The sequence below is a fragment of the Psychroserpens sp. AS72 genome, assembly GCF_038900375.1.
In the GTDB taxonomy this organism is placed as follows: Bacteria; Bacteroidota; Bacteroidia; order Flavobacteriales; family Flavobacteriaceae; genus Psychroserpens.
Window position 1 is genome coordinate 490,640 of the sequence record NZ_JBBMRC010000002.1, and the last position, 13,455, is coordinate 504,094.

Below are 13,455 nucleotides of genomic sequence, written 5' to 3' on the forward strand. Positions count from 1 at the left end.
GTGATAAACTTTATTATAGAGATAGAATAATTGCTATTTGATATGCTTTTTAATATTTTGATTTTCGTATATATTCCGCTAATTTCGAGGCAATCAATTCTACTCCATTAGCATTCCAATGGGAATCATCAAGATGATAAATTAATTTAGAATTTGATTTTCGATAATTTTTAAATAATTCTAAAGTATTAAGTGTTTTGATTTGATTTTTGTGAAGTACTGAATCTAATTTTAAAAGATAATCAGGTTGCATTTTTAATGGAATTTTATCAAAATAAACAGTTTCTTTAATTGGTAACGGTAGAAATATAAAATCAACATCTATAGACTCACAATAGTCTTTATATGATTTAATAGTTTGAGCTACATTTAAAATCTTGTCATAATGGTATTTTTCTTCTTTTCCATTCAGAAAAAACATACTTGAATCTATCGTTCCTGGAACTCCTTTACCGTTTTTTCCATTAAGTCTAGAGTTAAGATATTTTAAAGAATATAATCGTGTTACCTTATCTTTAAAAACTGAGAATGATGACACATCTTCCATAATTCTTGTTTGTTCAGATAATTTAATAGGCGAAGGAATTCCCCTCTCATTTAATGAATATATAATTGTTTTAGGTTTTTCAATTTCTCCACGATTCAATAAATCAATAAAATCCACAAAATTGGCTGGAGAAATATTGTAGATTTTACGATTAAGTTTTTTTGTTAATAAATTTGTTACTGTTGAATCTTGGGTAATACTTGAACCTACAATAAATGAATCACCAATTATAAGCACGTCTGCTTGTTTTATAAATGTATTATTTCTATAGCCTAACTTGTCCGTAATCCAATTCTCATTTTTCTTGATTGCAAATGGCGTATGATGACATAAATCTCCAACAGATTGTTTAGTCAAATTCTGATTAGGGTAAAAATACATTGTTTTATTAGACTTAAAAAGCAAGGCTTCCCATGGTCTATGCGTGAATACATCTAAAGACATAAATATATCACCAGACAGCAAACCAACTAATGGTAGCATGAATACTATGCATCTAATAAAAAATTTATTCATTACTTACTACAATTGAAGGCATGACTTTATTAAACCACTCTTATTAATCATTTAAAATCAAACCATTTTGACATTACCTCTTGATCTATTAATTCGTCTAATCCTAATAATTGATTATAAAAATAAGCATCTAAAAACGTTTTAGTTTCTGGAAGTATTTCGGGAGGTTTTATTGCTAATTTAGGATTAATCTTTCCGTATACCTTATTAATTGCTTTTATGATAAATGGTCTTTGCTTAATTTCAGTTAATGATTTAAAAGGCAGGTCATTAGCATATTTTGCGTTAGCCAAACTTCTCAATAATGCGTTTTTTTGAAATTGGCGAGTAATACTCTTAGGAACACTAGCCTTATTTGAATGTATATTTAGTGAATCTGCTGGCAGTTCATCAAAATTAAGATTTAGAAACTGGCACAATTCTTTAATAACAGCCTCTTGATTTTCTATTAAATCCTCAAACAAAACTACCTTAATCCTGGATTTAGGAATAAATTTATAATAGCTCTCAATTTGTTCTTTGTATAAACTTCTATTAATTACAGTAAAAGGATTAAATCTAAGAGTATCTTCAAAACTGTGTGTAGCTCGTCCAGTCCGCAAAAGATGATAATAATTAGAATACGCACGTAAACTTGGTTGTCTTAATACAAAAATTAGTTTGATGTCTTTCTTTTGTAATGAAATCCGCTTAGCTGCTATTTTTGAAGCCAGATAGGTGGTTGAATCTTCTCCCATTAGACACGACTCATTCCCTTTAAATTTTTCCTGGTACCAGCTCCACATTTTTTCTGGATCTTTTTCCATAGATTGACTTACCCATTTATTGTCTGCAAAAAAATTAAAATCGCTATGTTCTAAAATATTATCTATGTCAAAAAAACCAATTTCCTTTTTTGGTATAAAAACCTTTGGATGTTTTTCTAAAATATTATGTATGGTACTTGTACCACTTTTCATGGCACCTCCAATAATAAAATCTGGCAGTAAATCAGTTTTAGGGGCAATCCAATTATTCATAGACACTATTTAATTCAATCATTTAAATAATATAAATTTAAATGATTGAAGTTCATTTTACACAATTTTTATTGAGTAAAAAATTTTTAATACAATATATTATAATTTTCAACTTTCATATAAGGTTAAAAATCGTTCTGTCATCAATTGGTTAGAAAAATTATTGACTGCAAATTCTCGAGCTTTTTTACTCATGTTTTGATATCTACTAGGATCACTTATTAATTCTAAAATTGCATCTGCATAAGATTGTACATCTTTTTCGGGTACTAAAATCCCAGTTTCACCATCACAAATGGTGTAAGGGATACCACCATTATTAAATGCCACTATAGGCAGCCCCATGGCTTGAGCTTCGGCTGTTACCACTCCTTGTGTCTCACACCTCCCTTTTGTATTGGTAATAGAACTCATTAAATATAAATGATGATATTGTAAAGCCTTCTTGATGTCTTCTTGACTTTTTTTACCAACCAATGTTACATGATTATTAAGATTTAATGATTTAATCTGATTTTGTAAAGTGTCAAATAATTCTCCATCTCCCACAATAGTATAATGCGTATTAACACCTTTCTCGACTAACAACTTCACCGCTTTAATAGCATATTCAAATCCTTTAAAATCAATGAGACGACCAACTGAAATAAGTTTTACTTCTCCTTGATTAGGCAATTCTTTTAACTCCTTACTTTTAAAATACGAAACATCAATTGCCATTGGAACAACTTTTAATGTCTCTTTTTTACATCCAAGCTCCATGACCTGGTTTTCCAAATATGGCGTATTCACCGTTATATAATTAGCAATACGAAACAAGACCTTATAGGAATTCTGCAACCATTTTAATTCTTTTTCATTTTTAAAATGTGCATCGTGACCATGAAATGTGGTTATTATTTTTGCATTCAATAATCCATTCATTGTCATTTCTGAAATTCCTGTGCCTACCATAGCATATTGGATATGAAACACATCAACATGTCGTAATTTTTCATAAAATTTAAGCAGAAATGGCCAATTTAAAATTCTATGTTTCATGGATACATTTACTGGCTTTGTCCAATATTTAATGTTTCTAATTGTTAAAAAAAAACCAACAGTGAGTTGTTTTAATTTGGATTTAGGAATCTTATAATCCATAACAATCGTATGACTTAATAAGTCATGCTTTTCTATAAGATCACGCTGTGAAGATTGTTCTAGTAATCCCAACTTATAGGTTAAAATACATACCGTATACCCTTGTGTTTTAGCACCTACAACTTGATTGACAACAAATGTTTCAGAAACAGATGGAAACCTATGGACAACAAAGCAAATGGTTTTCATAATTGGTATAACTTATCTTTTTATATTACTGATTAATTTCTCTTTAGTAATCGCCAAATTGGCTGTAAAAACTTATAGAGTTTAGTACCATTATATAAACCAAACAAATTTATAAATTTCCAATAGTAAGGTTTATTACCTAAAAAGCTAGGTGCTTTAATTCTATCAAAATTATGAGCTGCTCTTTTAGCTAAATCAGGATAGTTATTCTTTACGAGTTTATATTGCATGTAAAACATCCGTTTTGGGTAACTCATTAACCTATTGTCTAAGCATGTTAACAATAAAGATTCTATTTGTAAAAAACTTTTATATGATGCTTCAATTTTTGGCTCTGAATTTAATTTACTCAAACTATCACTTGGTGTTTTTCTGTAATAAGCTAAAACCTCATTGCTACAAATAACTTTTTTAGCCCAAAACAAGACTCTTGAAAAGTACTCACCATCATCATTTGGACATTTTGCAGGATTCCAATACCCAGCTTTTTCTATCAATTCTTTTTTTACCAACCAAGATACAGTGAGGATAAACCAATTTTCCATACCATAACTAATCATCAACTCCTTACCTGTCCTAATCTTGGAATGGTCAATATGAGAAAACCTAAATTGCGTTTTAATGGACTCATTAATAGTTTCTTCAAAATAAAGCCATGGAACATAACTTAAATCGGCATTTGCTTTTTGCATCATAGCAAGCTGCTTCTCTATCTTATAAGGAGCAATAATATCATCGGCATCTAAAAATTGGATATAATCTCCAGAAGATTTTTCTAAACCAAAATTACGAGCATTAGAGGCTCCTCCATTTTTTATATAAAAACAACTTACACCTTTAGCCTCAAAGTCAGGAAATAAATCACGTGTATCATCTGTAGACCCATCATCAACTACGATTACTTCTATAGGCTTGTAGCTTTGATTCAACGCACTTGCTACAGCATCCTTTAAATAAGCTTTAGAATTATAGCTTGGTATAATTACACTAACTAACGGTTGTTTCATAGTTACTTCTTAAAGTATTGTATAAATTGTCCTTTTTTTTGAAGCATCTTAACCATTATTCGCACTAAAAAACTATTTTTCAAACTATTATGTTGATTACGAATTAACTTATATTCTTTTAAAAGGTTTAAGAACATAGGATCAAAATTCTCCTTTAAATAACGTTTACGTTCTTTATTTCTTAAACTAAAATCACTACTAATACCAGGGTTTTCAAAACAGGAAACTAATAAATCTATATATCTAGTTGTACCATTTTTAAGAATAATAGCATCATTGGTAAAAATCCAATCACTAATAACTTTATAAGAGGTATTATACCTAAAATTGTCACTTGTTAAGTTACTACTATAAAAAATGGCCTGGTGATTTAATGTGTTAGTTAAAGCAATAACTGCATTCATTTCTTTTGGCATAGACTTTCTTTTCCATTTACTACCATTTCTAACCAAAGGATCTCCATAAACAATATCTTCAATAGGTTTTAAATTTACAAACTTCTCAACAACTAATTTATCAACCAACCAATCTCCACTATTCAAAAACAACAAATAATTACCAGTGGCTTGATCTATTCCTTTATTCATGGCGTCATAAATCCCTCCATCTTTTTCACTAACCCAATAGTATAAAGATTCTTTCTTGCTTTCAATAAAATCTTTACTTCCATCTGTACTCCCACCATCTATTATGATATATTCAATGTCCTTATAGGATTGCTCAAAAACACTGTTCATGGTATTTTTTAACCCTTGTAAATTGTTGTAGTTTATGGTGATGATCGAAATCAGCATTATTGTGAATTTATTTGCAATTTAAAATTAAAAATGTAAATACTAGAAGGCATCAAAAGATTTAAAGTTTTAATAAATTAAAATAGTTTACTATCATAATTTTTAAAGCTGCAGCGTTTTGAAACTTCTTCCCACAATATTGGAAAAAATTGATATAAATATCATTACAATTAGTAAAACCATGATTCCTCGCTGCTAAGGCTCCATTTTTAAATGTTTTGATGTTTGATAATATTGTATTCTTGAAATTGCTTCAATAAAATTATTGATGATTTCCTCAAAATTATCAGTAGACTAATCATCTACATTGATATATTCCTAATATTCATAACTCTGATTTTGCCAACTATAAATAGTATCAACAATCAAGTACCACCTATAATAAGAAGGAATAATTATTGATAGGATTGTACCCATCAAACTTCCTACCAAACCTTTAAACGGAAGGGCATTGTTATGAGGTCTATATCACTGGAAAGCAAGGCATACCGATGACTAATACTTGTATTGCAATTCAAACTTTTTTTCCATTCACTAACGATTTCTTTTTCCTCATCTCTTCCAATGTCGTCTAAATATATACTATAACTTGTAGAGAGTTTGGTTTGTAAATAAGGGATTGCTGAATATCTTGCGAAAGGAGTGGTTTTACCATGTGGACCATCAACCAATATTAAATCAATTGCATGAATGTCTACAAATATACTATCTAACACTTGTGTGTCATACCAATGCGTCTGTTGGCCATGTGAAATTCTTTTTGATATTTTAGTAATGGGTGCATAAATTATGGTGACAAAATCATCCAATTGCATTTTTTTTATATCATTTTCAATAGTTCTTGCCCATTTTTCATCAGATTCTATACTGAAAAATGAAGCTTTTGAACCTTTCGTTTTAAGAAGTTTTGCAATATATAATGTGGATGATCCTGCACCGAATTCTACAATACAATTTCGTTTGTTAATTTCAATGTCATTCAAAATATGTTGTATTGTACTAGGAGAAATTGACCACCTGGTAAATGGTATAAAGTGAGATTCATTAAATAACCCTGAAATAGCTTGTAACGCAAATTGTTCCTGTTGGATTTTAGATTGCTTTTTTATAATTCTAGAGATAACATTATTAATGTATTTATTCAAGAGGTTTTTAATCATTTTTTATAATTTTATTGTATACCATTTCAAGAGAAATTTTAAATATTACACAGATTAATTCCATCATTTTTTGAATGCTTCGATGTTTCTTTTCAATCCAATACCATCGAAAGGTATTAATTAATTTTCTAATATGTTTATCCAACGACTAGGTCATAACATGTTGATTCTTTGTGGCTATTATAATTTTTATTTTATTTTTTAATGAGCAAGTCATCCATCAAGGAAAAAATTACAAACACATCTGCTTAATAAACATTATGAATCAGAGATATATTATTATACCGTTATTTAAACAGTCTATAAAAACATTCTTTAAATAGATACTTAAATTCTTTTTTCAAATTAATCCCGTTTTTACCATTATTACGAAAATGCATAAAATAATTAAATGCTCTTGTCTGTTTTTGTTTTACTTCAATTACTTTATAATTACCATAAGCTATTAAAAATTCTGATCCTAAGTAATTCTCATAACCTATTAAAAAATCTTTAAACATTTTATTCAATGCTTTTTGTTTATTCTCTGTCTTAATCTCACCAAAAGGTTTCTCAGAATTTTGATATGGATCTCCAAATTTACCTTTGTACTTTTTGTTATTACTTGTGTCGGGTACTCCTAAATGATAAGTAATACCTATCCATTCATATACTTTTTTGATCTCCTCTGCTGTATCTTTAATTAAGTCTTCATATCGTAGAGTATATACATTGTGATTAGTACTATGTTTCTCACTAAAGGCATGGATTTGTTTTGGACCAAATAACAAATCTCTTTTGTAATAACTTAGTTTTGGTATTGAATTTATATTCCAAGTTTTAATAATTGATTTTGCAACATTTAATGGATTACGCTTTAAAATAATCATTTTACAATTAGGAAATAGGGCTATAATCTCATCCATAATTTCCCAGTATCTCGGTGTTTTATCAATGGCAAATTTATACCCCTCAAAAAGAGGTTTGTATAAGTTCAATAAAAATGTTTTTTGTTCCTCATTAAAGTTTATACTTGGGTGCTTTTCTAGATAATCACTAAAAGCAGCTATAGCTATTTTATTATCAAATTTCGCTTCAAATAAATTAGGTTTAAGTTGATTTGAAAAATATAATAACAACCATGGTTCACTACAAGTATTAGTTTCATCATTATTTGATAATAAGTTTTGCAAATAAGTAGAACCACTTCTTGGCTGTGAAATAATAAATATTAAATTCTCCTCTTTCATTAAATTTCTAACATTTTTTGGACTTTATTTTTAGCCTTTTTAAAAAAAGTTTTAATAAAAGCATAAGTAATTAAGAGCGTCTGTTTATATGTTTTCAAAAAGCCAACCTTTCTTTCAAAAATATTATAAGATATTAGCCTTATATAAGTCTTTAAAGATACTGAAGTGAGTTTTAATATTCTTATATAGAACTCTTCGATAGTTTTATCTACTTCGCTTTGATATTGATAATTATATTCAATATTTCCTAAATCCCAAATTTGGATCCAATTTTTAAAATGTTGTTCATTAAATTTCTTCCTTCCCAGTTCTTTTAGACCACTAGTTGACACACCTTTTTTAGTTTGTCTATAAACAGCCATTTTTTCATCTATAAAACCAAAATATCCGTGTTTACCCAAAAGCATTGATATAGGAACGTCACCAAAAGCAACTTGACTAAACCAATCTGGAATAAAATTAATATCAATGATATTTTTAAACATTAAGGTACGCATTTTAACACGCATCTTATTATTAAAAATATCCTGAACTGTTGAAATTGATTGCGGATGATATCCGTCTTTAGGTGATAGTTTTTCTATAAATATACCGTTTTCTTCTACTGCAATTTTTTGCCAGTGATGACATGCTATCATATCCTTGTCCGATTCCAATAAATCTACTTGTTTTTGTAATTTCAATGGATCTATCCAATAATCATCACCTTCACAAGTGGCTATATATTTACCTTGGCAGGCTTTCAAATTTTCCATAAAATTAAACCTCCCTGTTGCATTACCGTTAATTTTTATGACATCTTTCCTAGAACGGAGAAATAATCTTATAATGTTTGGAAATCTCTCTGCATATTCTTCACAAATAGCTCTAGTACCATCAGTGCTCTCGTCTTCACCTAAAATAATTTCAAATGGAAAAGTGGTTTTTTGCATTAAAATACCCTCTAGGCATTGTTTAATATAGTTAACATGATTATATGTTACCACACTTACACTAATAAGAGGAGCACTTTGGTTATTCATTTAAAAATCTTTCTAGATGTGTTCCTTTTAAGTTTTGAATAATTTCATTCTGGAACTCTATTGCTAAATCCATTTTATAAGCTTCATCATTACTCTTTACCTTATAGACACTATTAGGATCATCAACCTGTTTTGTTTTACTTTCTCGAATAAATTTCACACACTGCTCACCAAAGGTTATTTCAGCAAATTGATATAACTCTTCTGCTACTTCTAATGTATTTTTAAGGATTGATTTATACGTAATTATTTTCACTCTATTCGGGTAAGCTTTTTCTAAAGTTAAAAACATATTTGTTGCCTCTTTCCATTTATTAAATCCAAAATAATCAGCTCTGTCAACATTCTTATTCTGTGCTAATTTCCATTCCTTAGAAAAACTCCAATCTTTATTAAATTCTCTAGGGGCGTTTTTCCATGAACTTAAAACAGCCATTGGGTTTCTTACCACTAAAATCAACTTCAATTTGCTGTTTTTATTCATAATATTTGGCAAAACATAATGATAGCGTACATGCTTAAACACTAAATGCGGTTGTTCTTCTGATTTCATAAAATGAGGATAGCCTTTAAGCAATTCAGTATCTCTCATATTTATAAAGTCATCATCGCTGGCATAAATGGCATTAAAAAAATCAGTAATTTCTTCTGCCGAAGACATTTCATTAAGTTGATCTTTAAATGCATATGAAAACAAAGGTTGAAACTTTAATGTTACCTCGGGAGAGGCATTAAAAATTTGTGCCAACCATGATGTTCCCGACCTTGGGACTCCATGAATTCCTGTTATTGTTTTCATTGGTAGTTAATTTTTTCTATAAACCATCGGACTTTTTCTGGCTCATTAAACATTAAAACATCAATGATTGATAAATTTTCTACAAACTGATAATCAAACTGTTTATAAAATATTTCAGGCATTTCTAATATCTTTTTTTCAATATTGATAGGCTCCCAATCCATATATAATTGTTTTGAGCCTGGAGGTAATAAAATTGTTCTTGCCTCTAGTCGATTTAATATATATTCTAGTTTTTCTACTTTATCATTAATGTCTTTGAATTCTTTAATTTCTGAACTAAATAAAATATGATTTTGAATATTTAAATATTCAAGAATCATAATAACAGATTCTGATGAAAATTCACTTATCATAAAGTATTTTTTTTTTTGCAAAAAATTTTCCAAAACTTCATATATACTATCAAAGAAAGGGGCTTTAGAATAAGTAAACTTTATTTGTGTTAAAAATTTAGTTTTCCACGTGTCATAATCACTAATAAAAACTTCATTTATTTTCGTCCCTAGACTACTTTTCTTTACGGGTACTGTAAAATACTGTTTCCCATTACTAGACAATAGATTATTTCTATTAATAAATCCTCTTTGGATGTAATCTACGTTATCATAAAAAACAAATATTTCACTAGCGCTAACCATCTGAAAATAACCTATATATGGAAATAAATATGGTTGCATTATAGCTACTTTCATAAATTATCTTTAATAGTATTAATAATATCCTGCAGACTGTTTTTGTCTAAATTATGATAAAGAGGCAAACACAATATACGTTTTGATATTGATGCTGAATAGGGTAAGTTTGAAGTCTCTACATAAGATAAAGTATCTAAACTAGGATAAAAATAACGTCTAGGAAATATAGAACATTTTTCTAATGCCAATTTAACATTTAACAATTGTTTTTCATCTTCAAAAATCACTGGATAATAACTAAAATTCCATATTGTATGCTCCCTGATTTTTAAAAACTGTAAATTTAAAGATGCCAAAGCAGTAGAATAATCTTCTACTATTTTTTCTCTAGACGCTAATATAGATTCCATATATGGAAATACTGCTAACCCCATAGCTGCTTGAGGTTCACTCATTTTAGCGTTAATTCCTAATCCGTTAAATTGTTCAGGTCCATTATGACCAAAATTATGATGTGAAAATATAGTATTAAAATATTGAGGTTTACAAAACAATGCACCGCCTTCGCCAGTATGAAATAATTTAGTAGCATGAAAACTACAAGTACTTACGTCTCCAAAATTAAAAATAGATTGTCCTTTATAAGTGACTCCAAAACAATGAGCAGCATCATAGATAACTTTTAAATCATGTTTTTTTGCAATGGCTTCAATGGCTTCTACATTACATGGATTCCCAAATACATGAGTTGCTAGAATCGCTGAGGTTCTATCTGAAATTTTAGCTTCTATTTTCGTTTCATCAATAGTTAAGTAATCGGGATGTATATCTACAAAAACAGGTGTACATCCCTCCCAAACGATACTACTAGTCGTTGCAACGTAACTAAAAGGAGTTGTTATTATCTCACCCTGAAGCCTTAAAGCTTTTATCGCTATTTGTAAGGGCAGTGTACCATTAGTCATAGCAATGATATTTACGGTACCTAAATAGTCTTGTAATTTTAACTCAAGTTGCTTTACCAAAACCCCTCTATTGGTCATCCATCCTGTATTCCAGGCTTCTTTTAAAATAGTTTGGTATTCCTCTTGTGCGGGTAAAAATGTTTTAGTAACGTTTATCATAAAATCCTAATGGGTTTTACTAGAAATAGTCTTAAAACTAGAAGTTAATAAAAAAGGTTCCCAAGTTTCTTCTCTATGAATAATTTGAAATGGTAATATACCATTAATTCTAAAAACAGGGCATTTACTAATCCGTTCTCTCACAGCTAAATTAATAGAATATAATCCCTTAGACAACTGTAAGTTGTTATGACAAACTTTAAATGCAAATGAAGGATTACCATCAATAGGAGATAAGTTATCGTCATTTACTTTTAAACGCGCTATAGGTCGCTGTTCTTTATCTACAATAATAATAAAAAACTCATAATCCTTAATGGGTGAGAGAATTTTAAACTCAAACAAAAACTGAAGTTGAGTTCCCCATTGTAATTGTGCTATAGAATTCTCAAACGTGCTAGATACAACCTCGCTAAAGGATAACTCTATACTAGAATCAGTAAACACAACCAAACTCTCATTTTCAGCAAATCGATTATAATACAAATCTATAGCTTTACCAACATCATCACCCTGAAACTGAGATGAACCATGATCCATTAAAATAATTTGTGTACAAATACGTGATATCATTGGCATATTATGAGAGACAAATATCACTGCGGTTTGTGGTAAAATACTATCTATGGTTTTAAAGCACTTTAAGATAAAACCTAAATCTCCAACTGCCAACACTTCGTCAATAATCAATACATCAGGCTCCATTTGTGCAGCTACAGCAAAACCTAACCTTACCTTCATACCTGAGCTATAATGTTGCACAGGCATATCTATAAATTCTTCGAGCTCAGCAAATGATATAATAGTTTCAAGTTTGCCATCTATTTCTTTTCTGCTAAAACCTAAAATAGCACCATTATTATAAATGTTTTCACGTCCGCTTAAAATAGGATTAAAACCTGCACCTAATTCTATGAGTGCTCCTACACGCCCTTTTATAGTAACCTTACCTGCATCAGGATTAATAAGTCCGTTAAGTATTTTTAACAAAGTACTTTTACCTGCTCCATTATGTCCGATTAATCCTAAACACTCTCCTCGTCTTAATTCAAAATTAATGTCTTTTACTGCCCAAAACTCTTTATCCCGCAACAATCGTTCTTTGCTAGAACCACTTACACCACTTATTAAATCTTTAACACCATACCAAAGACTTGTTTTAAGATTTTTGCAAAATTTTTTGCTCAAACCTTCAACTTTTACAAGGACTTCGTTATTAGTCGTTATATGATTACTTTGAGCCATTTTTAATTCTTTACTTTATATTATTCATTTATACTTCTTTACACACTATAACCTAAGCACTCAAACGCTCAACAATTATAGGAATTGAGATACGATATACAATTAACCCTAAAAACAATAGAGGAATACAAACAACCAGTACCGCTAAAAAATAATTCAGATATTCTGGTGTAAATCCAACGACTAGATCTCTTGCCGTTAACATAATAGGAGTTATAGGGTTCCAGGTCATTATAGTTTTCATAGTTCCTGTTTCTGGTATCGCATAAACCACAGGTGTAACATACATTAAAAATTGCATGCCGAAAGTAATAATTTTACCAATATCTTTATAAAGAAGCCCAAGGGGTGTTAAGAACAAACCTAATGCACTTCCGAAAATAATAGCGCCTAGCATTGCAACAGGAAACAACAACAAACTCCAATTTAAACCTACTCCATATATAATTACAAATAAAACCAAAATGAAGATTTTTATAGCACTATCAAATAATAACTTATAAACCCCTGAAAGCAACAGCGCCTCTTTAGGGAAATTAATTTTAGTTAAAATACCTTTGGCTGATAATGTACTTTGCATTGGAGAATTAATAGAAGCAACAATAATAGACCATATTAAAGTACCGGAAAAAGCAAAAACAGGATAAGGGATTCCGGTATCTGACAATTTAATGGTACCACTATTATTTAAGAAAATCCATACAATAGCAGTAGCTAAAGGCATTACGAAAGCCCATATAATACCAAGATAAGATTGTCGGTACATAGCTTTAATGTCTCGCTCTGCTAACTGCCGTGCTAAAAACCGAGATTGATACATATCACTCAAGCTTGCTTTTAAAAGCATCCCAAATTTTATGTTGCGTTCTTTCTGATAAACTCGAGTTTCTAAAGCCATTTGTGGTTACAGTTATTAAGAAAAACATCCTGTTTTTCAATAAGCTAATATAATGATTCTATGAAGAAACTAGAATATGTTCAAAAGAATATATAGCGATATTAATGCAACATGAGTAAAAAAAA

At 29.6% G+C, this 13,455-nt stretch carries 13 protein-coding genes; all 13 read right to left on the minus strand.

The annotated features are described in order from the left end of the window. Positions 1-49 precede the first annotated feature (49 nt). Positions 50-1,063 carry a hypothetical protein gene (locus tag WNY78_RS05725; protein ID WP_342872232.1) on the minus strand — a complete coding sequence of 338 codons (1,014 nt, stop codon included), beginning with the start codon at positions 1,061-1,063 and terminating at the stop codon, positions 50-52. Between the two features lie 47 nt (positions 1,064-1,110). Further along, positions 1,111-2,082, minus strand: coding sequence for a sulfotransferase (locus tag WNY78_RS05730; RefSeq protein ID WP_342872233.1), 972 nt, complete (start codon positions 2,080-2,082; stop codon positions 1,111-1,113). A gap of 108 nt (positions 2,083-2,190) precedes the next feature. Next, entirely contained in the window at positions 2,191-3,414 is a 1,224-nt protein-coding gene (locus tag WNY78_RS05735; RefSeq protein WP_342872234.1) for a glycosyltransferase, read from the minus strand. A gap of 32 nt (positions 3,415-3,446) precedes the next feature. Next, the gene (locus WNY78_RS05740) at positions 3,447-4,421 is read right to left on the minus strand and encodes a glycosyltransferase family 2 protein (protein WP_342872235.1); all 975 of its coding nucleotides are present in this window, start codon (positions 4,419-4,421) and stop codon (positions 3,447-3,449) included. A gap of 2 nt (positions 4,422-4,423) precedes the next feature. Beyond that, positions 4,424-5,215, minus strand: coding sequence for a glycosyltransferase family 2 protein (locus WNY78_RS05745; RefSeq protein WP_342872236.1), 792 nt, complete (start codon positions 5,213-5,215; stop codon positions 4,424-4,426). 425 nt (positions 5,216-5,640) lie between these two features. Beyond that, entirely contained in the window at positions 5,641-6,375 is a 735-nt protein-coding gene (locus WNY78_RS05750; protein ID WP_342872237.1) for a hypothetical protein, read from the minus strand. 287 nt (positions 6,376-6,662) lie between these two features. Then, positions 6,663-7,604, minus strand: coding sequence for a sulfotransferase (locus WNY78_RS05755; protein WP_342872238.1), 942 nt, complete (start codon positions 7,602-7,604; stop codon positions 6,663-6,665). Continuing rightward, entirely contained in the window at positions 7,604-8,626 is a 1,023-nt protein-coding gene (locus WNY78_RS05760; RefSeq protein WP_342872239.1) for a glycosyltransferase, read from the minus strand. Before WNY78_RS05760 ends, WNY78_RS05755 begins: the two co-directional genes overlap by 1 nt. After that, positions 8,619-9,425 carry a sulfotransferase domain-containing protein gene (locus tag WNY78_RS05765; protein ID WP_342872240.1) on the minus strand — a complete coding sequence of 269 codons (807 nt, stop codon included), beginning with the start codon at positions 9,423-9,425 and terminating at the stop codon, positions 8,619-8,621. Before WNY78_RS05765 ends, WNY78_RS05760 begins: the two co-directional genes overlap by 8 nt. Next, positions 9,422-10,120, minus strand: coding sequence for a WbqC family protein (locus WNY78_RS05770; protein ID WP_342872241.1), 699 nt, complete (start codon positions 10,118-10,120; stop codon positions 9,422-9,424). Before WNY78_RS05770 ends, WNY78_RS05765 begins: the two co-directional genes overlap by 4 nt. Beyond that, the gene (locus WNY78_RS05775) at positions 10,117-11,187 is read right to left on the minus strand and encodes a DegT/DnrJ/EryC1/StrS family aminotransferase (RefSeq protein WP_342872242.1); all 1,071 of its coding nucleotides are present in this window, start codon (positions 11,185-11,187) and stop codon (positions 10,117-10,119) included. Before WNY78_RS05775 ends, WNY78_RS05770 begins: the two co-directional genes overlap by 4 nt. A gap of 6 nt (positions 11,188-11,193) precedes the next feature. Then, on the minus strand, positions 11,194-12,432 hold the full coding sequence (locus WNY78_RS05780) for an ABC transporter ATP-binding protein (RefSeq protein WP_342872243.1): 1,239 nt from the start codon (positions 12,430-12,432) through the stop codon (positions 11,194-11,196). 52 nt (positions 12,433-12,484) lie between these two features. After that, complete coding sequence (locus WNY78_RS05785; RefSeq protein ID WP_342872244.1) at positions 12,485-13,330, minus strand: ABC transporter permease; 846 nt, start codon at positions 13,328-13,330, stop codon at positions 12,485-12,487. Positions 13,331-13,455: the final 125 nt, after the last annotated feature.